At 74.7% G+C, this 21,558-nt stretch carries 11 protein-coding genes; 9 read left to right on the top strand and 2 right to left on the bottom strand.

The genetic code is table 11. From position 1 onward, the window contains the following. Position 1: 1 nt before the first annotated feature. Positions 2–1,867 carry a BTAD domain-containing putative transcriptional regulator gene (locus ACFU9E_RS33320; RefSeq protein WP_380684735.1) on the bottom strand — a complete coding sequence of 622 codons (1,866 nt, stop codon included), beginning with the start codon at positions 1,865–1,867 and terminating at the stop codon, positions 2–4. Between the two features lie 201 nt (positions 1,868–2,068). On the opposite strand from ACFU9E_RS33320, the gene ACFU9E_RS33315 reads away from it, so the two are divergent. The 8 genes from ACFU9E_RS33315 to ACFU9E_RS33280 are packed head-to-tail and all read left to right on the top strand — an operon-like array spanning position 2,069 to position 17,842. Next, positions 2,069–2,932 (top strand): aminoglycoside phosphotransferase family protein, encoded by an 864-nt coding sequence (locus ACFU9E_RS33315; protein ID WP_380715594.1) that lies wholly within the window; start codon positions 2,069–2,071, stop codon positions 2,930–2,932. A gap of 1 nt (position 2,933) precedes the next feature. Further along, complete coding sequence (locus tag ACFU9E_RS33310; RefSeq protein ID WP_380684738.1) at positions 2,934–4,208, top strand: MFS transporter; 1,275 nt, start codon at positions 2,934–2,936, stop codon at positions 4,206–4,208. Continuing rightward, positions 4,205–7,390 carry an amino acid adenylation domain-containing protein gene (locus ACFU9E_RS33305; protein WP_380684739.1) on the top strand — a complete coding sequence of 1,062 codons (3,186 nt, stop codon included), beginning with the start codon at positions 4,205–4,207 and terminating at the stop codon, positions 7,388–7,390. The genes ACFU9E_RS33310 and ACFU9E_RS33305 overlap by 4 nt, the downstream gene beginning before the upstream one ends. Continuing rightward, entirely contained in the window at positions 7,383–9,677 is a 2,295-nt protein-coding gene (locus ACFU9E_RS33300) for a beta-ketoacyl synthase N-terminal-like domain-containing protein (RefSeq protein ID WP_380684740.1), read from the top strand. Before ACFU9E_RS33305 ends, ACFU9E_RS33300 begins: the two co-directional genes overlap by 8 nt. Beyond that, complete coding sequence (locus ACFU9E_RS33295) at positions 9,677–9,946, top strand: phosphopantetheine-binding protein (RefSeq protein ID WP_380684742.1); 270 nt, start codon at positions 9,677–9,679, stop codon at positions 9,944–9,946. The genes ACFU9E_RS33300 and ACFU9E_RS33295 overlap by 1 nt, the downstream gene beginning before the upstream one ends. Continuing rightward, entirely contained in the window at positions 9,943–13,392 is a 3,450-nt protein-coding gene (locus ACFU9E_RS33290; RefSeq protein ID WP_380715592.1) for an amino acid adenylation domain-containing protein, read from the top strand. The genes ACFU9E_RS33295 and ACFU9E_RS33290 overlap by 4 nt, the downstream gene beginning before the upstream one ends. Next, a complete protein-coding gene (locus ACFU9E_RS33285) occupies positions 13,389–16,253 on the top strand; it encodes a type I polyketide synthase (protein ID WP_380686738.1) in 2,865 nt (954 codons plus the stop codon). The genes ACFU9E_RS33290 and ACFU9E_RS33285 overlap by 4 nt, the downstream gene beginning before the upstream one ends. Next, the gene (locus ACFU9E_RS33280) at positions 16,250–17,842 is read left to right on the top strand and encodes an amino acid adenylation domain-containing protein (RefSeq protein WP_380686740.1); all 1,593 of its coding nucleotides are present in this window, start codon (positions 16,250–16,252) and stop codon (positions 17,840–17,842) included. The genes ACFU9E_RS33285 and ACFU9E_RS33280 overlap by 4 nt, the downstream gene beginning before the upstream one ends. 163 nt (positions 17,843–18,005) lie before the next feature. Here ACFU9E_RS33280 and ACFU9E_RS33275 read toward each other — a convergent pair whose 3' ends face one another. Then, complete coding sequence (locus ACFU9E_RS33275; RefSeq protein WP_380684673.1) at positions 18,006–18,770, bottom strand: TetR/AcrR family transcriptional regulator; 765 nt, start codon at positions 18,768–18,770, stop codon at positions 18,006–18,008. 187 nt (positions 18,771–18,957) lie between these two features. Here ACFU9E_RS33275 and ACFU9E_RS33270 point away from each other — a divergent pair, with 187 nt between their 5' ends. After that, positions 18,958–21,126 (top strand): MMPL family transporter, encoded by a 2,169-nt coding sequence (locus tag ACFU9E_RS33270; protein ID WP_380684672.1) that lies wholly within the window; start codon positions 18,958–18,960, stop codon positions 21,124–21,126. Positions 21,127–21,558 lie beyond the last annotated feature (432 nt).

The following is a 21,558-nucleotide window of genomic DNA, read 5'->3' as shown; positions in this document are numbered from 1 at the left end:
TTCATCGAACCCTCGAGGCCGTTCCACCGGCCTCCCGGTGCGCCGCGGCGGCCTCGACGGCGAAGGCGTGCAGCAGGTCGTGCAGCCGGTACTGCTCGGCCCGCTCCTGGATCAGCAGGTTCTCGTCGACCAGCGACTCCAGCGCCTCGCGCGCGGAGGCCGGTTCGAGGGCGGCGAGTTCGGCGGTGGAGCGGGCGGTGTAGTCACGGCCGGGGTGGTCGGCGAGCAGCCGGAAGAACCGCCGGGCGGGTTCCGGAAGGCCCCGGTAGGAGAGGTCGAAGGCGGTGCAGAGCGAGCGGTCGCCCGCCACGATCGCCCGGATGCCGCCGTGTTCGAGGTGTTCGGCCAGGTCGGCCAGGCCCCAAGCGGGGCGGGCACGCAGCCGGGAGGCGGCCAGGGCGAGGGCGAGCGGGAGACGGCCGCAGAGCCGGGTGATGCGCTCCGCGGCCTCCTGGGCGGCGGCGACCCGGTCGGGCCCGGCGGCGGCGGCCAGGAGCGAGACGGCCTCCGGCGGGCTGAGCGGGTCGAGCGGCAGGGCGCTCGCGCCCTCCAGACCGGCCAGCCGGCGGCGGCTGGTGACCAGGACCAGGCAGCCGGGCCCGGCCGGTACGAGCGGGCGGACCTGCGGTTCTCCGGCGGCGTTGTCGAGCAGCAGCAACGCCTCGCGGCCGTGCAGGCGGTCACGGAACAGCGCGGCGCGGGCGTCCAGTCCGGCCGGGACCCGGGACTCGTCCACGCCGAGGGCGCGCAGCAGCCCGTCCAGGACGTCGGACGGGTCGAGCGGGCGGTGGTCCGGGTCGAAGCCGCGCAGGTTGACGTAGAGCTGGAGCTGGCTGAACCGGCCGGCCCGGGCGAGTTCGTGGGCCGCGCGGACGGCGAGCCGGGTCTTGCCGACGCCGGCCATCCCCTCGATCGCGATGACCTGGACGGTGGCGGGTGATCCGACCGGTGCGGTGGCCGAGTCCAGCAGGACCCCGAGTTCGGCGCTCCGTCCGGTGAACGTCGGTAGGTCGGCTGGGAGTTGGCGGAGCACGGTGACCGGGAAGGGCGGGGGCCGGCGGGCCGGTTCGGCCGGTTCGGCGGAGGCGGGCGCACCGCGGGTGTCCCGCGGGGGCGCGGCGCCGCCCGGCCCGAGCACCCGTTGGTGCACGGCGGCGATCTGCGGGCCGGGTTCGATGCCGAGGTCGGCGGCGAGTGCCGCGCGCACCCGGCGGTAGACCGCCAGCGCCTCGGCGCGCCGCCCGGCGGCGGCCAGCGCCTCGATCAGCAGCGCGTGCACGCCCTCCCGGTGCGGCTCCTCGGCGGCCAGCCGCCGGAGCACCCGGATCGCCTCGGTGGTGCGGCCGAGCCGCAGGTCGGCGCAGGCGGCGAGTTCGGCGAGCTCGATGCGGGCCTCCAGCCAGCCCGGCACCTCGTCCCGGTGCAGCGGATCCGAGGGCACGTCGGACAGCGGCGATCCGCGCCACAGTTCCAGGGCGGCGGCGGCCGAGCGGGAGACGGTCTGCCAGTCGTCGCGCCGGGCGGCGGCGCGGGCGGACTCGCCGCGCGCGGTGAAGATGGTGGCGTCCAGTTCGGTGTGCGGGTCCAGGCCGATCCGGTAGCCCGATCCGGTGGTCTCGACCCGTCCGGCCGCCTCCCCGAGCAGTCGGCGCAGCCGCAGCACGTGGCTGCGCAGGGTGGTGACGGCGGCGCGCGGCGGCTGGTTGCTCCAGACGGCGTCGGCCAGTTCGTCCACGCCGACCGTCTGGTTGGCGCGGCACAGCAGGCTCGCCAGCAGGATCCGGACGCGGGCCGGCACCATGACCGCCGCTCCGGCGACGCGGATCTCCAGGGGCCCCAGAAGGCCGAACCAGATCGTTCCACCCACCGTATCTCCCCAGTTACTGCACGGTTATGGCTGCGATTGAACCTATCTTGAACACTTCGAGTCAAGGAGTGACGCATAAGGACCATCCCTTGAACGGAATTTGCACGCGGCTTCCATCCGGCTTGAACGCGGGTCCGCCAGGCTGTCGCCGTTGATCGCCTCAAAGATCGTCCGCCGCTTGCTGATTGGTGATGATCCACGTTGCTTGATCTGGACGAGATAACCGCGAAATTCCAAGCGACCGCCGACTACGCCAGCACCGGCAAGGTCAACCACCGCTGGCTGGGCGCCCTGCCCGAGCAGGTGGCGGCCCTGGCCCGGGAGTGGGAACTGGAGATCGGCTCCGACATCGGGACCGACTTCACCGCAAGGGTCTCCGCCGTGCTGCTGCCCTGCACCGGACCGCGCGGCGCGGCGAGCCTGAAGCTCGCCGCCGACTCCCACGCGCTCGCCGAAGAGGTCGCGATGCTCCGGCAGTTCGCACCCAGCGGCCGGGTGCCGGGCGTGCTCGCGGCCGCCCGCGGCGCCGCCCTGCTGGAGGCCGTCGTCCCCGGCACCTCGGTGGAACCGCTGCCCGAGCAACCCGCCCCGGCCGAGTACGCCCGCTTCCTCAACGAGCTGCACGCGGTCGGTGACCCGGCGGCCGCGCCGCGCCGGATCGCCGACTGGCTGCAGGTGCTGTACGGCTGGAGCGAGCGCGGCGGCCTGGACTGCGCCTCCTCCCGCCGGATCTCCGCCGAACTGCTCGCCGACCCGGCCGAGCAGGTGCTGCTCCACGGCGACCTGCACCTGGGCAACGTCCTGGCCTCCGACACCCGGGGCCTGATCGCCCGCAGCCCGATCGCCTGCGTCGGCGAGCGCTGCTTCGACGCCGCCGACTACGTCCTGGAGGGCTGGGACCGGACCGTCATGGTGCGGCGGCGCGACGAACTCGCCGACGCGGCAGGGCTGGACGCCGACCGGCTGGACGCCTGGTGCCGGGCGCTGGCCCCGCTCGGCGCGTCCCGCTCCAAGATCCCCGAGCGGGTCTCCGAACTGCTCGCCTTCGCCCGCGGTGAGTACTGACGTGAGCGGGAACGACACGGTGCCCACCGGCCGCCTCGCCCGGCTGATCCCCGCCGACCCGCTGCGCCGCCGCCTGCTGGCCATCCGCTTCGCCGGAGCCGCCGGCAAGGGCGTGTTCCTCAGCGGCAGCGTCGTCTACTTCACCCTGCACGTCGGACTGTCCGCCGGCCAGGTCGGCATCGGCCTGTCCGCGGCCGGCTTCGCGGGGCTGGTCTCCTCGGTGCTGTTCGGCATGATCGCCGACCGGGTGCCCAAGCGCACCCTGCTGTGCGCGCTGTTCGCGGCGGTCGCGGTCGGGTTCGGCCTGTACTCGGCGGTCTCCAACGCGGCGGAGTTCTACGTCCTGGTGGTCCTGATCGCCTTCCTCGACTACGGCACCGGCCCGACCGAGAGCGCCATGGTCGCCACACTCATCCCGGACGGGGAGCGGGTCCGGCTGAACGCCATGATGCGTTCGATGCTCAACATCGGCTTCAGCGTCGGCATCGGGATCGCCGCGCTCGCCGCGCTCAGTTCGCGGCTGCTGGTGCTGATCCCGGTCGTCTCGGCCGTACTGCTCGGCGCCGCGGCCGCCCTGGCGACCGGGCTGCCGGCCGGCGCGCCCAGCCCCGCCGCCCGCCGCCCGCGCAGGTTCGGCGCGATCCGCGACCTGCGCTACCTGAGCGTCGTCGGACTGTCCGCGCTGCTCGCCTCGCACATCAGCCTGCTGATGGTGGTGCTGCCGCTGTGGACGATCAACCGGACCGAGGTGCGGCCCTTCCTGGTCCCGCTGCTGCTGGTGATCAACACCGGCTTCGTGATCCTCTTCCAGGTCCGGGCCAGCAAGGGCGCCGAGACACTGGCCGGCGCCGCCGCCATCGGCCGCAGGGCCGGCCTGTGGATCGCGGCGGGCTGCCTCGCGGTGTCGCTGACCGCCGTCTGGCACCACACCGCGCTGGCGGTGGCCGCGATCGTCGGCGCCGTCCTGGCCCTGTCGGTGGCCGAGGTGATGCAGTCCGCCTCTGCCTGGGGCCTGGCCCTGGGCCTCGCCCCCAAACACGCCGAGGGCGAGTACCTGGGCACCTTCGACCTGCATGTGGCGAGCCAGAACGTGGCCGGCCCGGTGCTGCTCTCCGGCCTGGTCATCGCCCAGGGCTTCTGGGGCTGGGCGGCGGTCGCCGCGCTGGTGGGCGCCGCCGCGCTGCTGATCGGACCGGCCGCCCGGCGCAGCGCCAAGGCGATGGCCGGCCTCGCCGCCGTGCACGACACCGCCGTCGAGACGGAGGAACCGGTATGACCCGCACCGCACGCGCGTCCTTCGCCCAGGAACGCTTCTACTTCCTCAACGAGCTCCAGCCCGGCAACCCCGCCTACGTGGTGGCGTTCGCCCTGCGCATGGAGGGCGGGCTCGACCGCGCGGCCCTGGGCGACGCACTGCGCCGGGTGGCCGCCAAGCACGAGGTCCTGCGCACCGGATTCGCTCTGCGGGACGGCGAGTTGGTCCAGCGCGTGATCGAGGACGCCGAGCCGGAGATCACCCTGCTGGACGGCGGCCCCGCCGAGCGCGCCGGGCAGGACGCCCAGCTGCGCGAGCTGGTGGCCGCCGAAGCCGCCCGCCCGTTCGACCTGGCCGGCGGCCGGGTGCTGCGCGCCCACCTCGTCTCCTGGGACCGGGAACGGCACGCGCTGGTGGTGCTGGTGCACCACATCGCCTGCGACGGCTGGGCGGTCGGCCTGCTGCTGGACGACCTGGCCGAGGAGTACAACACCGGCGCGGGCGCGCCGGCCGGCCCCAGCTACCTGGACTACGCCGAGGCGCAGCGAGCGCTCTGGTCGAAGCACACCCGCCGGCTCGAAAACTGGCGCCAACTACTCGCTGGTGCACCGCAGTTGACCCTGCACACGGATCATCCCCGACCCAGCGTGCTGAGCTTCGCCGGCGCGGTGCTGCGCCGCCCCCTCGCCCCGGAGCTGGTCGCCCGGCTCACCGCCTGGGCCAAGGAGCGCGGCACCACCCTGTTCGGCGTGACGCTCACGGCGTACGCCAAGCTGCTGGCCGGTTACGCCCGCCAGCAGGAGGTAGTGATCGGCGTCCCGGTGGCCAACCGGCTGGACGAGGCCGAGGAGCGGCTGGTCGGCTGCCTGGTCAACACCCTGCCGATCAGGGTCGACCTGTCCGGCGACCCGGACTTCGCCGAGCTGACCGCCCGCACCTGGCGCACCGCGCTGGCTGCGCTCGGCAACCAGGACGTGCCGTTCGAGCAGATCGTGCAGGCCGTCGGGGAGGAGCGGCAGCTCAGCCACGCCCCACTGTTCCAGACCATGCTGACGGTGCAGAACTTCAGCTTCGCCGTGCCGGAGTTCGCCGCGCTGCGGACCACCGAGGTGGACGTCGAGATCGAGGCCGCCAAGTTCGACCTCGCACTGACCGTGGACGTCTCCACCCGGGCGCCGTTCCTGCGCGCCGAGTTCTCCACCGAACTGTTCGAACCGGCCACCGCCGAAAGGCTGTTGGAGCAGTACCAAACCCTGCTGGCCGCGGTGGTCGGCGACGGCGAGCCCGGCCCGGTCTCCGCACAGGAGCACCACCTGCTCACCCTCGGGTGGAACCCGCCCGTTCCCGAGCGGCGCGCCGAACACCCCTCCGTGCTGGGCGCGTTCCGCGGCCATGCCGCCCGCACCCCGGACGCGGTGGCACTGGTGCACCGGGGCGACCGGGTGACGTACGGCGAGCTGGAGCGCTGGTCCGACCGGATCGCCGCCGGGCTGGCCGGCATCGGCCTCGCCCGCGGCGAGCGGGTGGGCCTGCTGCTGGGCCGCTCGCCGGCCGTGGTCGCCGCGATCCTCGGCGTGTGGAAGGCCGGCGGGGTGTACGTACCCCTCGACCCCGAGTACCCGAAGCAGCGGCTGGAGCTGATCCTGGCGAGCGCCGAGCCCGCCGTCCTGCTGGTCGAGCCGGACACCCTCGGCCCGGCCGGCGAGCTGGCCGGGCGGCGGACCCTGCTGGACGCCCGCACGCTGGACGGCCCGCGGCCCGCGCCCGAGGTCCTGCCCGACCCGGACGACCTCGCGTACCTCATCCACACCTCCGGCTCGACCGGCGTGCCCAAGGGCGTGATGGTCCGCCACCGCGGCCTCGACGCGCTCTGCGACCCGACCCCGGCCGGCCTGGAGACCGGCCCCGAGGACCGCTGGCTGGGCGCCCACTCCTTCTCCTTCGACGTCTCGGTCTGGGAGATGTGGGGCGCGCTCTCCTCCGGCGCCCGGCTGGTGATCGCCGACCAGGCCGACCTGGTCGACCCGCCGCGGCTGGCCCGGCTGGTGCACGCCGAGCAGGTGACGGTGCTCAGCCTCACCCCCGGCGCCCTGTACCGGGCGCTGCCGCCGTTCTTCGACACCCTCGGCCCGGGCAAGTCCCCGGTGCGGTACGTGGTGCTGGCGGGCGAGGCGCTCAGCTGGTCCCGGCTGGCCTCGCTGGTCGACCCGGAGCGGCTGGCCGCGGTCTTCGTCAACATGTACGGGATCACCGAGGGCACCATCCACGTGACCGTCGCCCAGGTCCCGGCCGCCGGGCTCGGCGAGGTGCGGGAGGGCGACATCGGCGTGCCGCTGCCCTCCGCCCGCTGCTACGTCCTGGACGCCCGCGGGCGCCCGACCGGGGTCAACGTGCCCGGCGAGCTGTACGTCGGCGGCGACCTGGTCGCCGCCGGGTACCTCGGCAGGCCCGAGCTGACCGCCGAGCGCTTCGGCCCCGACCCGTACGCCCCGGGCACCCTGTACCGGACCGGGGACCTCGCCAAGTGGGCACCCGACGGCCGGCTGGTCTACCTCGGCCGGGAGGACGACCAGGTCAAGGTCCGCGGCTACCGGGTCGAACTGGCCGACGTGGAGGCCGCGTTCCTGCGCCAACCCGGTGTGCGCTCCTGCGTGGCCGCCGCCGAGGGCGACGAACTGCTCGCCTTCGTGGTCGCCGACCCCGGCGCCGGCGGCGAGCGCGAGCTGCGCGCCCTGGTCCGCGAGGAGCTGCCCGGCTACATGGTGCCCTCCCGGATCGTTCCGGTGGAGCGGATCCCGCTGAACGCCAACGGCAAGGTCGACACCCGCCGGCTGCTGGCCGAGCGCACCGCGCCGTCGCCCGCGCCCGCCCCGGTGCGGTCCGGCGACGACTCGCTGACCGAGCGGATCCGGGCGCTCTGGGCCGAGGTGCTGCGCCGGCCCGACCTGGAGCCCGGCGACAACTTCTTCGACGTGGGCGGGCACAGCTTCGCCCTGATCACGGTGCAGCAGCGGATGGCGGAGATCGGCCTGGAGATCTCGGTGACCGACCTCTTCCGCTTCAGCACGGCGGCGGCCTGCGCCGCCCACTTCCGGCCGGAGGCGACCGCACCCGTCGTCGACCAACGGCTCGCACAGCGCCGGCAGGGCCGCGAACAGCTCGCCCGCCGGCGTCGACTGATGAGAGGGGACGAGCATGCCTGACGACCTGGGGCAGGACCGGATCGCCATCATCGGGATGGGGATCCGGCTACCCGGCGCCGGCCGGGACCTGGACCGCTTCTGGCACAACATCGAGCACGGCGTGGAGGCGATGAGCTTCTTCGACCGCGAGCAGCTGAGCAGCTGGGGCTACCCGGACGAGGTGATCGACCACCCGGACTTCGTCCCGGCCCGCTCGGTGCTGGACGACTACGACTGCTTCGACGGCCGGCTGTTCGGCTACTCCCCGCAGGACTGCGTCCTGATGGACCCGCAACAGCGGGTGCTGCTGGAGTGCGCCTGGAGCGCCCTGGAGCACGCCGGCTACCCGCCGATCGCCCCGGACGGCAACCGGATCGCCGTGCACGTCGGCACCGGCCTGAACGTGTACCTGCTGGACATCCTGTGGCCCAACGCCCGCGCGGTGAAGTCCGCCGGCGGCCTGCAGATCCTGGTCTCCAGCGACAAGGACTTCGCCGCCACCCGGATCGCCTACAAGCTCAACCTGCAGGGCACCGCGTTCACCGTGCAGACCGCCTGCTCCACCTCGCTGGTCGCGGTCCACCTGGCGGTGCAGAGCCTGCTCACCCACGAGGCCGACATCGCGCTGGCCGGCGCCGCCTCGGTGGGTCCGCCCACCCGGCGGGGCCACTTCCACGAGCCCGGCGGGATCTTCTCCCCCGACGGCCGCTGCCGGACCTTCGACAGCCAGGCCCAGGGCACGGTGGACGCCGACGGCGGCGCCATCCTGGTGCTCAAGCGGCTGGAGGACGCGATCCGGGACAACGACACCGTGCACGCGGTGATCGCCGGCACCGCGGCCGTCAACGACGGCGCCCGCAAGGCGGGTTTCACCGCCCCCGGACCGGAGGGCCAGGCCACCGCGGTCCGCTCGGCGCTGGCCGTCGCCGGGCTCGAACCGGACTCCATCGGCCTGGTCGAGGCGCACGGCACCGGCACCGTCCTGGGCGACCCCATCGAGGTCTCCGCGCTGCGCACCGTCTTCGACACCGACCGCCCGGACCGGCAACCCGTCGCCCTCGGCGCGCTCAAGTCGATCATGGGCCACCTGGACACCGCGGCCGGCGTGGTCGGCGTGGTCAAGACCGTGCTCGCCCTGAAGAACCGCACCATCCCGCCGGTCGCCCGGTTCACCGAGGCCAATCCCGCGCTGGGGCTCGACAAGTCGGTGCTGTACGTGCCCACCGAGGCGCACGCGTGGCCGGCCATCGACGGCGTGCGCCGGGCCGGTGTCAGCTCCTTCGGCATCGGCGGCACCAACACCCACGTCGTGCTGGAGGAGGCCCCGCCCGTCCGCGGCGGCGGGCCAAGGCGCCGGGAGGGCAGCGAACTGCTGCTGGTCTCCGCCAAGACCGAGGAGGCCGCCACGCAGAGCCTCGCCCGGGTCAACGAGCACCTTGCCGGCGTACCGGCCGCGGACCTGCCCGACCTCGGGTACACCCTGCGCACCGGCCGGGCCGAGCTGCCCTGGCGCGGCTGCCTGATCCGCACGCCCGACGAGGAGTTCAAACCACTGCGCCCGGTGCGCCGCGCCACCGCGCGGCAGGCCGAGCGCGGCGTCGGCTACTTCCTCACCGGCGGCGGACGCCTGCCCGGAAGCACGCACACCTACTACCTGGACCCGCACTTCCGGCAGATCGTCGACCGGGGCTACGCCGAACTGCGCACCGTGGACGGCGATCCGGACCTGGAGACCCGGGAGCTGGCCGGTCGCTTCGCTGTCGCCCAGGCCTGGATCGACGCGCTGCGGCGGCGCGGGGTGCGCCCGTCCGCCCTGGTCGGCCAGGGCGTCGGCGCCCTCGCCGCGGCCTGCGCCGCCGGTGTGCTGGACTTCACCGACGCGATCGGCCTGACGCTGGGCCGGCCCGCCGACGGCCTGCGCTGCGCCGCGCCGACCGTCCCGCTGTACACCCCGGACGGTACCCCGGTCGGTGCCGAGCAGGCCGTCGACCCCGGCTACTGGGCGGCCCGGCTGCACGAGGAGCACGACCGGAGCTTCGCCCCGCCCGCCGCCGGACCGGACCCGGCCGCCTGGCTGGAGATCGGCACCCAGGTGCTGCCCCGTCTCGACGTCGAGCCGCCACCGCTGTCCAACGGCTACGACCAGCTGCTCGCCTCGGTCGGCCTGCTCTGGGAGATCGGCATCGGCGGCCCCTGGGACCCCGAACTGGACCGGGGCCTGCGCCGGGTCCCCGCCCCCGGCTACCCCTTCGCCCCGACCCGCCACTACCTCGACATCCCGCCCACGGCCAAGGAGAGGCACCTGTGATGAGCGAGCACCGGGACACCGCGTTGGCCACCGAGTTCGAACGGATCTGGATGGAGGTCCTGGGCGTGGACGCCGTCGACCGGGACGACGACTTCTTCGACCTCGGCGGACACTCGCTCAGCGCCCTGCGGCTGTCCATGCTGGCCCGCCAGGAGCTCGGCATCGCCGTCGAGCTCAACCACGTGCTGGAGAACCCGCGCTTCGGCGACCTGCTGGCCGTCGCGGAGAAGGTCGGGCCGGAGCGGGTGTCCGAAGGCGGCCGGGCATGACCCTGCAGGTCGGCCCGCTCGCCGAGTGGACGCCCCTGATCGCCCACCTCCTCGGCCTTCCGGCCGAGGAGGTGGCGGCCCGGTCGCCCCGGGAGTCCTTCACCGCCCTGGGCGGCACCTCGCTGCAGGCGATCGCGCTCACCGCGGGCGGCCAGCGCGCACTGGCCAAGGACGTCGAGGTCGCCCGGCTGCTCGGGGCGCTCCCGCTGGCCGAGGCACTGGCCGGGGCGACGGACTACGTCCGCACCGAGCCCGCGCCGCGCGAGCCGGCCGCCGAGGCGCTCGACCGGGAACTGCTGCCCGGCCAGAAGGCCATGCTGGCCGCCCATCTGGCCGGCCATGACCAGTCGTACCACCTGATGTTCACGCTGCAGCCGCCGGACGGGCTGGACCCCGCCCGCACCGAGGCCGCCCTGCGCGCGCTCACCGCCCGGCACGAGTCGCTGCGCACCCTGTTCAGCGAACACGGCCGGGGCGCCCGCCGGAGCGTCCTGCCCCCCGAGCACGGCCCGCGGCTGCTGCACCAGCGCCTGCCCGCCGGCACGGACCCGGTCCGGGCCGTGCACGAGCTGTACGGGCGGCGCGCCGCCGAACTGCTGCGCCCCTTCGAGCAGCCGCCGGTGGTGTTCGTGCGCACCGACGCCGGGGACCGGACCCTGCTCACCGTGCTGCTGCACCACGCGCTGGCCGACGGCTGGAGCATCGGCGTGCTCTGGCGCGAGTTCGCCCGCCTCTACCAGGACGGACCCGGCGCGCTGCCCGCCGCCGCGCCGTCCCCCGAGTGGACCGCCACCCGGCTCGCCGCCAAGGACGCCGCCGGTGAGCTCACCGCCGCCACCGAGCGGGTGACCGCCCGGCTGGCCGGCGCCCCGCTGGTCGCCACCCTGCCCACCGACCGCCCCCGCGCGGAGGAGGCCGACGGACGCGGCGAACGACTGGTCTTCGCACTGGAGCCCGCCGTCGCCGAGGGCGTGGACGGGCTCGCCCGCCGCGCCCGGACCACCGTCACCGCCGTCCTGCTCGCCGCCTGGGCCCTGGCCGCCGCCCGCCGCGCCCGGACCTCGGACCTGCTGCTCGGCGTGGCCGCCGCCGGCCGGTCCGAGGCCGGCATGGCCGACCTCATCGGCCTGTGCACCCGGATCGTCCCGGTCCGCTGCCGGATCGACGACCGGCAGCCGGGCACCGCCTACGTGCGCGCCACCGCGGCCGCGCTCGCCGACGCCGTCAGCGACGCCGACCTGCCCTTCGCCCGGGTGGTCGACGCGCTCGCCGGCGAGGTCGACGCCGCCCGCAACCCGGTCGCCCAGCTCGGCTTCGCCGCCCACCACGACCTGGTCCCGGACCGCTTCGACACCGCCGAGGGCGAGTGGCGGGTGCACGAGGGCCACTGCCACGGCTCCGTCTTCGACGCCGTGCTGTTCGTCCAGGACTGGTCGCGGCGGCCCAGGCTGGCCCTGGAGTACGCGAGTTCGGCGCAGGACGCGGCCGACGCCGGCGAACTCGCCGAGTCCTTCCGGACCGTCCTCGCCGAACTCGCCGCCCGGCCGGACGCCCCGCTCGGCGAGGTCACCGGAATCTCCGACGGGCAGCTGCTCAGGCTCCACCAACTCGGCGGGGGCGGCGAGTTCACCGGAGAGGACGACCTGTGGACCCGCTTCGAGCGGCAGGCCGAGCGGCAGCCCGACGCGGTGGCCGTCGACGATCCGCACGGCGGAACCGTTCTGACGTACCGCCAACTCCTCGACCGCGCCCTCGCCCAGGCCGACCGGCTGCGCGCCCTCGGCGTCCGACCCGGCGACCGGGTGGTGCTGGAGCTGCCCCGCTCGGCCGCCGAGGCCGTCGCCGTGCTCGGTGTCCTGAGCCTGCCCGCCACCTATGTCGCCGTCGACCCCGGCGTTCCCGCCGACCGCCGCACCCGCATCGCCGAGGCCGTGGCCCCGACCGCCCGCATCGGCGGCGCCCCGGACGACCCGGCCCTCGCCGCCGTCCCCCGGTGCCCGCCGGCCGACCTCGCGGCGGACACCGCGCCCGCCCCGCCGCGGACCGGCGCACCGGCCGGGCCCGGCGCGGCCGCGTACATCTCCTTCACCTCCGGCACCACCGGCGAGCCCAAGGGCATCGTGGTCCCGCACCGGGCGGTGCTGCGGCTGGCCGACGACGGTCAGCTGTTCGCCCGCCCGGCCGGGGCCCGGATGCTGCGGCTCTCCCCGCTGGCGTTCGACGCCTCCACCCTGGAGCTGCTGGTACCGCTCGCCGCCGGCGGCACGGTGGTCGTGCACCCGCCCGGGGAGCCCACCCCCGGCGGCCTGGCCGACTTCCTCCCCGCCTCCCGCACCACCCACGCCTGGCTCACCTCCGGCCTGTTCCACCTGGTCGCCGACCACCGGCCGGAGGCCTTCGCGGGCCTGCGCCAGCTGTTCACCGGCGGCGGCGTGGTCTCGCCCGACCACGTCCGCCGGGTGCTGCGGCAGTGCGGCGGGCTGCGGATCACCAACGGCTACGGGCCGACCGAGAACACCACCTTCACCACCGTCTTCCACGCCGACGGCGCCCACGAGGTGCCCGACCCGTTCCCGATCGGCTCACCGGTGTTCGGCACCGGCGTGCGGATCACCGACGACGCCGGCCGCCCCGTACCGCCCGGCGCCGTCGGCGAACTGCGCACCACCGGCGCCGGCCTCGCCGACGGTTACCTCGGCGACCCGGAGCGCACCGCCGCGGCGTTCGTCGAACGCCCCGGTGAGCGCTCCGGCGAACGCTCCGATGAGCGTTCCGGTGAGCGCTCCGGTGAGCGCTCCGGCGAACGCGAGTACCGCACCGGCGACCTGGTCCGCTGGGGCGCCGACGGGCGGCTGCGCTTCCTCGGCCGCGCCGACCGGCAGGTGAAGATCGCCGGCCACCGGGTCGAACCGGTCGACGTGGAGCGCCGGATCCGCGAGCGGCCCGGCGTCCTGGACGCCGTGGTGTTCGTCGCCGCCGAGCGGCTGTGCGCGGCCGTCAAGGCGCCCGCCGACCTGCTCGCCGGGATCCGCGCCGCCGTCGAACCCGGGCTCGCCCCGTACGAGCGCCCGCAGCGCTGGCTCGCGGTGGACGCCTTCCCGCTGGACCGCAACGGCAAGGTCGACCTGCGCGCCCTCGGGGCGCTGTCCGCTCCCGCCGGCCCCTCCGCCCCGGTCACCGCCACCACCCCCTCCGCCGTCCTGGCCGGCGACCTGGAGGAGCTGATCTCCAAGGTCTGGGCCGGAGTGCTCGGCACCGACGACTTCGACACCGACGAGGGCTTCTTCGACGTCGGCGGCGACTCACTGGGCGTCGCCCTGGTCCGCCGCCGACTCCAGGAGCAGCTGGGCGGCCGCCCGATCCCGCTGACCGACCTCTACCGCTTCCCCACCGTGCAGACCATGGCCGCACACCTGCGCGCGACGACCACGGGAGGACCGAGATGAGCCAGGAGATCGCCGTCGTCGGCATGGCCGGCCGGTTCCCCGGCGCCGCCGACCTGGACGAGTACTGGTCGAACCTGGTGGCCGGCCGGATCAGCGTCAGCCGGCTCGACCGCGCCGAGCTGCTCGCGGCCGGCGTCCCCGCCGAGCGGCTGGACGAGCCCGGCTACGTCCCGGTGCGCGGCACCCTCGCCGACCCGGAGCTGTTCGACTCCGCCTTCTTCGGCATCCCGCCGCGCGAGGCGGACCTGATGGACCCGCAGCACCGGCTGCTGCTGCAGACCGCCTGGCAGGCCCTGGAGTCCGGCGGCCTGATCACCGACGCTCCGCCGGGCCGGGTCGGCGTGTTCGCCGGTACCGGCTACAACTACTACCTCCAGCAGCACGTGCTCGCCGACCCGGCCGTGCTGGAGACGGACGGTCTGCTCTCCGTGGTGCTCGCCAACGAGAAGGACCACCTGGCGACCAGGATCGCGTACCGGCTGGGCCTCGGCGGCCCGGCGATCACCGTCCAGAGCGCCTGCTCCACCTCGCTGACCGCCGTCCACCTGGCCTGCCAGAGCCTGCGCACCGGCGACTGCGATCTCGCCCTGGCCGGCGGCGCCTACCTCGCGCTCCCCCAGCAGTCCGGCTACCAGTACGAGCCCAAGGGCATCATGTCGCCGGACGGGAGCTGCCGGCCGTTCGACGCCGGCGCCAACGGGACGGTGCCCGGCAGCGGCGTCGGCGTGGTCGCGCTCAAACGCGCCGAGGACGCCCGCCGGGACGGCGACCTGATCCACGCGCTGATCTCCGGCTCCGCGATCAACAACGACGGCGCCGCCAAGGTCGGTTACACGGCTCCCGGCGTGGCCGGCCAGGTCGACGTCCTGGCCCGCGCCTACGCCGGGGCCGGTGTCGACCCGGCGACCGTCGGCTACCTGGAGGCGCACGGCACCGCCACCGAGGTCGGCGACGCGATCGAACTCGCTGCCCTGCAGGAGGTGTTCAAGGCCGGCGGGGCCCGCTGCTCGCTCGGCTCGGTCAAGGCGAACATCGGGCACCTGTCGGCCGCCGCCGGGGTGGCCGGGCTGATCAAGGCCGTGCTCGCACTGCGCACCCGGCAGCTCCCGCCACTCGCCGGGGTGAGCCAACCGCGCGCCGAACTGCTGGACCCGGCAAGCCCGTTCACCGTGGACACGGTCGCCCGCGACTGGCCCGCCGTCCCCGGGACGCCCCGCCGTGCCGCCGTCAGTTCCTTCGGCCTCGGCGGCACCAACGTCCATGTGATCCTCACCGAGGCCCCGCCCGCCGCCGCACCGGCGCCCCCGGCCGAAGGCCCCGAGCTGCTGGTGCTCTCCGCCCGCGGCGACGACGCCCTGCGGACCGCCGCCGAACGACTCGCCGCCCACCTGGACGCGCGGCCCGAGCTGCCGCTGCGCGACGCCGCCGCCACCGGACGCGAACACCGCCGGCACTTCCCGCACCGCCTCGCCGTGGTCGCCGAGGACCCGGCCTCCGCCGCCCGGGCGCTGGCCGTCGCTCCCCGCCGCACCGCGCTGCGCCGACCCGAGGTGGTCCTGCTCTTCCCCGGCCAGGGCGCCGAGGCCCCCGGCATGGCCGCCTGGCCGTACCGCCGCTTCCCGGGGTTCGCCGCCGACCTCGACCGGGGCGCCGACCACGTCCACGGCCTGCTCGGCGTCGACCTGCGCGACCTGCTGCTGGGCAGCGACCCGGACGGACTGGTCCACCGCACCGACCTCACCCAGCCCGCCCTGGTCCTGCACGAGTACGCGCTCGGCCGGCTGCTGCTCTCCCTCGGGGTGAAGCCCGCCGCGCTGATCGGCCACTCGGTCGGCGAGTTCGCCGCCGCCGCGCTCGCCGGGGAACTCACCCCGGAGGAGATGCTGCGGCTGGTGGTCGAACGCGGGGCACTGATGCAGCGCGCCCCCGAGGGCCGGATGCTCGTCGTCCTCTCCGACGAAGCGACGGTCCGCCGCCACCTCGCCGACCTCGACGAGCTGGACCTCGCCTCGCTCAACGCCCCCGAGGTGGTGGTGGTCTCCGGCCCCGTCGCCCCGATCGACCGACTGCGCGAACGGCTCGAAGCCGACGGCGTGCCGCACCGGCCGCTGCCCGCCCGCCGTGCCTTCCACTCCCGGATGATGGCCGACGCCGCCACCGCCCTCGGCACCGTCGCCGCGGGCGTCCCGGCCCGCCCCGCCACCGTCCCGGTGGTCAGCAGCGTCGACGGCGGCCTGCTGCCGGTGGGCGGCGTCCGCCGGGCCGGCTACTGGGCCGAGCAGCTGCGCAGCCCGGTCCGCTACCAGGCCGCGGTGGAGGCCGTCGCGGACCGCTCCCGGCTGGTGCTGGTCGAGGTCGGTCCCGGCACCGGACTGATCGGCAGCGCCCGGCAGATCCCCGCGGCCCGGCACACCGCCATGGTCGCCCTGCAGCCCCGGCGCGCCGACCTGCTCGGCGGCCTCGGGCAGCTCTGGGCGCACGGCGTCGACCTGGACTGGCCCGCCGTCCGGGCCGGCGCCCCCGCTCACCGGGCCGCCCTGCCCACCCACCCGTTCGCCGCCACCCGGCACTGGCTCGACGCCGCGCCCGCCGCCTCCGCCGCCGCCGTCGCCGTCGCCGTCGCCTCCCCCGTCGCCTCCGTCGACGCACCGCTCGGCCGGGTCCTCGACATCTGGCGCACCCTGCTGGGCGTCCCCGACATCGGCGCCGACTCCGACTTCTTCGCCCTCGGCGGGGAGTCCCTGCTCTTCATCCGGATGATCTCCCAGGTCCAGCGCGCACTCGCCACCCCGATCGACATCGCCGCCCTCGCCGGGTCCCCGACCCCGCGCGCGATCGCCGCCCAGGCGGTGGCCGGATGAGCGACCGCACCGACCTGCCGACCCTGCTCGGCTTCAACCCCGACCCGACACCCGCCCCGCGCACCCCCGTCCACGAGGCGATCTGCCGGCAGGCCGCACGCACCCCCGACGCGATCGCCCTGCGGTACGGGGACGACACCCTCACCTACCGCCAACTCCTGGACGCCGCCGCCGCCCTGGCCGGCCGGCTGATCGCCCGGGGCATCGGCCCCGGCGCGGTGGTCGGCCTCTCCGCCCGCCGCGGCCCCGGCCTGGTCACCGCCGTCCTCGGCATCCTGCTCTCCGGCGCCGCGTACGTCCCGCTGGACCCGCAACACCCGCCGGCCCGGCTGCGCGCCATGCTGGACTCCACCCTGGCGGCGCTGCTCCTCACCGACGCCACCGCGCCACCTCTGCCGGACGGGCACCCGGTCCCGGTCCTCCCGCTGACCGGCGTACCGTCCGCCACCGCCCCCGTCCCGGCCCCCTTCGACTGGCAGCGCCACCGCGCGGAGCCCGCCGTCGTCGACGGCCTCTGCTGCGTCATCTTCACCTCCGGTTCCACCGGCGAGCCCAAGGGCGTCGAACTGACCCACGCCGCCCTCGCCAACCGGCTCGCCGGGATGCTCGACCGCCACCGCCTCGGCCCCGCCGACGTCCTCCTGCAGAAGACCCCGTACACCTTCGACGTCTCCCTCTGGGAACTCCTGCTCGCCTTCCTGGCGGGCGGCACCCTGGCCGTCGCACCGCCGGACGCCCACCGCGACCCGCAGGCCCTGGTCGAGCTGATCCAGCGGCACGGGGTCACCATGGTGCACTTCGTGCCGTCGATGCTCGGACTGTTCGTCACCGAGCCCGGCGTCGAGCGCTGCACCACCCTCCGCACGGTGCTGTGCGGCGGCGAAGCCCTGCCGCCCGGGCTCGCCAACACCCTGACCGCCGCCCTGCCGCAGGCCGCCGCGCACAACATGTACGGACCCGCCGAGGCCACCATCGACGTCACCGGCTGGGCCTGCCGCCCGCACGAGGACGGGGACCTGGTCCCGATCGGCCGCCCGCTCTCCAACGTCCGCGCCTACGTCGTCGACGAGTCCGGTGACCTCGCCCCCGTCGGCGTCCCCGGTGAACTCCTGCTCGCCGGCCCCTCCCTGGCCCGCGGCTACGCGGGCCGCCCGGACCTCACCGCCGAACGCTTCGTCGAACTGCCGATCGCCGGCCGCACCGAACGGGTCTACCGCACCGGGGACCTGGCCCGCTGGTCGCCCGACGGCCACCTCGACTACCTCGGCCGGATCGACACCCAGGTGAAGATCCGCGGCCAGCGCGTCGAACTCGGCGAGATCGAGGCCACCCTGCGCCGCCACCCCCGGGTCCGCAACGCGGTCGCGGTCCTCCGCGACGGCCGGACCCTGGTCGCGTACGCCGTCCCCGCCGACGGCGCCCCGGACCAGCTCGACGAGACCGCCCTGCGCGGTCACCTCGCCGACCACCTGCCCGAGCACATGGTGCCCTCCCGCATCGTCCCGCTCGCCGCGATCCCCACCACCGCCCACGGCAAGGCCGACCGCACCGCCCTCCCCCCGCCACCCCGCCGCCGCCCCCGCCCGTGACCACGCCCGCAACCACAGCGGGGCCCCGGCACCACCGGGGCCCCGCTGTCCGCCGTCCGCCGTGCGGTGCCCGTCGGGTTCAGCCTGCACGCCGGCCTGCCGCCGCAACCTGCCAGGACGACGGTCCGGCCGGGGCCGAGGCCGCCGGCGGCTCGCGGGAACATCAGGCGGGAACGGTGGCCACCCCGGCCTCGAACTCCGAGCCCGCACCGGCCGGAGCTGGGTGGAGCATGGCGAGGATCTCGCGCAGGGTGTGCTCGAACATCGGCTCCGGGTCGGACAGGGCGAAGGCCAGGTGGCCGAGGGCCTCCATGGAGACCATCCCGAACAGCCGGGCCCAGGCCTGGACGAAGACGCAGAGGACCTCCAGGGGAGGCTCCGCGCCCACGTGCTCGCGGACCTCCTCCAGCTGACTCAACCACTGCGGGTCGAGCGTGCCGGGGGCGGGCGTCGGGATCGTTCCCGCCCTCCAGAACTCCATCATCAGGCCGACGAAGACACCCCCGAAGCGCCAGCTGGCCTCATGACAGGGATCGCCGGGGCTGCAGTCCGCATCACTGACCGGCTTGCCGAAGATCAGGGTGAACTCGGCCTTGTGCCCGAGGATCCAGTCCCGCATGGCGCGGGAGGAGGCAAGGAACCGCCCCGCGGGCGTGGAGTCCTCGGACTGGTCCCTGGCCTGGATGAGATGGGCCGCCAGATCGTCGTAGAGGGTGGCCGTCAGGGCCTGCACGAGGTCACGGTGATGCCCGTAGTAGCGGTAGAGGCTCGGGGCGGTCATGCCCATCTCGCGGGCGATGGCCCGCAGCGACACGGCGTTCGGGCCCTCGTTCACCAGCAGCTTCCTCGCCGTGCGGAGGATCTCGGCCATGGTCTCCTCGCGCAACCGGGCCCTCCGGTCCTGCAGTGCGGCGCTCTGGGCGGTCATGTGGCTCCTGTTCTCCGGACGGGCACCGGCGCGTGCCCGCACTTGACAAGATTAACGCAGATAGCTTTAGCTAACGGCGTTTGCGAACACTGTTAACTGCGCTTTCCCGGCGCTGCGTTCAGTGCCGGGGGATGGGGGTGTCGTGTTTTCGCGCTGGGGGGACCTGGTCGTCCGGCGAAGGCGGCTCGTGCTCGTACTGGGCCTCGTCGTCGTCGCCGTGGGAGTGGTCTGGGGCGGGCAGGTCGGCAGTCGGCTGAGCGGCGGGGGCTGGGACACTCCCGGCAGCGAGTCGCAGCGGGCCGCGCAACGGATCGAGCAGCGGTTCCCGGGGGAACGCACCGACGTGATCGCGCTGTTCAGCGACCCGGGGCGCACCGTGCAGGACCCGGAGTTCCGTACGGCCGTCGAGGACTCGCTGCGCAGGCTGTCCGGCAGCGACGTGGCCGCGGTCCGCACGTTCTGGACGACGGGCTCGCCGGCGTTCGTCTCCCACGACCAGCACGCGACCTTCGCCTCGCTCCGGCTCAACGCCCCCGACGCCGACGGGGCGAAGGAGCTCTTCGGCCGGATCAAGGGCTCCTTCGCGGCGGAGGGCGTGACCCTCGGCCTGACCGGCCGTGCGGTGGTCTTCGACGATGTGAGCGCGCTGACCAAGGAGGACACGTCGCGCGCCGAGACGCTCTCCGCGCCGCTGCTGCTCCTCCTCCTGGTGCTGATCTTCGGGGGTCTCGCCGCCGCCTCCATGCCCCTGGTGATCGGGGCCGTGGCCGTGCTCGGGTCCTTCACGGTCCTGCGGATGCTGACCTGGGTCACCGACGTCTCGGTCTTCTCGCTGAACATCGTGACGATGCTGGGCCTCGGCCTGGCCATCGACTACGCGCTGTTCATGGTGGGCCGGTTCAAGGAGGAGCTGGACGCGGGGCGCGAGGTCGCCGCCGCCGTGCGCAACACCATGGCGACGGCCGGGCGGACCGTCGCCTTCTCCGGTGTCACCGTCGCCGTCTCGGTGGGCAGTCTGGTGATCTTCCCGCAGGGCTTCCTGCGGTCCATGGGCTACGGCGGCGTCGCGGCTGTCGCGATCGCCATGGCGGCGTCGCTGACCGTCCTTCCGGCGCTGCTCGCCGCCCTGGGGACACGGGTCAACGCGCTGCGGATCCCCCTGCCGGGCTCCGGCCGCGCCGGGGGGCGCTCCCACGCCGGCGAGCGCTCCCAGCAGGGCCGTTGGTACCGCGCCGCACGCGCGGTCATGGCGAAGCCGGTGCTGGTCGCCGTGCCGGTGGTCGCGCTCCTGCTCGCGGTCGGTCTCCCGCTGTTGCAGGCCAACTGGGGCGGCGTCACCGAGAAGGTGCTGCCCGAGGGCACCGGGAGCCGGGTGACGAGCGAGAAGCTCGACCGCGACTTCGCCCGCAACCTGACCTCGCCGATGTCCGTCGTGGTGACGCTGAACGGCGACCGGCCGGCCGACCGGCCGGAGTCCCGGGCGGAGCTGGCGGCGTTCGCCCAGCGGGTCGCCCAGGTCCCCGGTGTCGACGACGCGCGGGTGGTCTCCGCCGCGGGCTCCTCGGCCCTCGTCCGGGTCGGATACTCGCAGTACCCGATGAGCAAGGAGGCCCGGGGCCTGGTCACCGCGATCCGCGGTGTGCAGCCGCCGGCGGACTCCGCCACGCTGGTCGGTGGGACCAGCGCCGAACTCGTCGACCAGCTCGACAGTTTGGGATCCCACCTCCCGTGGATGGCGCTGACCGCCGCACTCGCCACGATGCTGCTGCTCTTCCTCGCCTTCGGCTCGGTCGTCCTGCCGGCGAAGGCGGTGCTGATGAACGCGCTGTCGCTGTTCGCCGCCTTCGGTGTCGTGGTCTGGGTGTTCCAGCAGGGGCACGGGGACTCCCTGCTCGGCTTCACCGCGACCGGGACGATCGACGCCAGCCAGCCGATCCTGATGCTCGCGGTGCTGTTCGGGCTGTCGATGGACTACGAGGTGTTCCTGCTCGCCCGGATGCGCGAGCAGTGGGACCGCACCGGGGACCCCGTCGAGGCCGTCGCCTCCGGCGTCCAGCGCAGCGCCCGCATCATCACCAGTGCCGCGCTGCTCCTCGTCGTGGTGGTCGCCGCCTTCTCCACCTCCGGCATCAGCTTCGTGAAGATGATCGGCGTCGGCATGGCGGTCGCGATCGTCCTCGACGTCACGATCGTGCGGCTGCTGCTGATGCCCGCCGTCCTGCGCCTGCTGGGGCGCGCCGCCTGGTGGGCCCCGGCCCCGATGGCCCGGTGGTGGCAGCGGCACGGCGTGCGCGAGAGCGAGGACGCGGAGCCCCCGTCCGCGTCCGTCGGCGAGCGCGTCCGCGCCGGCGTGTAGGCATCGGGGAAGCGGCGCGGCCAATCGTCCGAAAAAGGGCAATGGAAAAGGCACCCGACGGGGCGCGGGAAGTCAATTTTTCAACGGCTGCTGCGTGCACGGAGATCCACCCGTAAATCGCTTGGGACCTTCCGCTTGGTGCGGTATGGTTTCCTCATCGCCAGGGGGGGCGAGAGCGCAGACCCCAGGCGCGTCACGACATTTCCCTGGGGGGTGAGAAATGTTCGCGGAACCCATCGAATCCGCAGAGTTCCTGTCGCCGGCCACGCTGGCCCTGGGCCTCTTCGCCGCTTCCGCCGCACCGCGCGGGCCACGTGGGCCACGTGGGCCACGTGGGCCACGTGGGCCACTGGCCGGGTGGCCGGCGAATCAGCACGTCAACGCCACCGAGCACGGCCTCGACGACATCACTGTCGCCGCTCTCCAGTGATG

This window comes from Kitasatospora sp. NPDC057595, from assembly GCF_042800875.1.
GTDB lineage: Bacteria > Actinomycetota > Actinomycetes > Streptomycetales > Streptomycetaceae > Kitasatospora.
The sequence above is the reverse complement of the archived record's forward strand: the minus strand, read 5'-3'. Positions and strand labels throughout refer to the sequence as shown.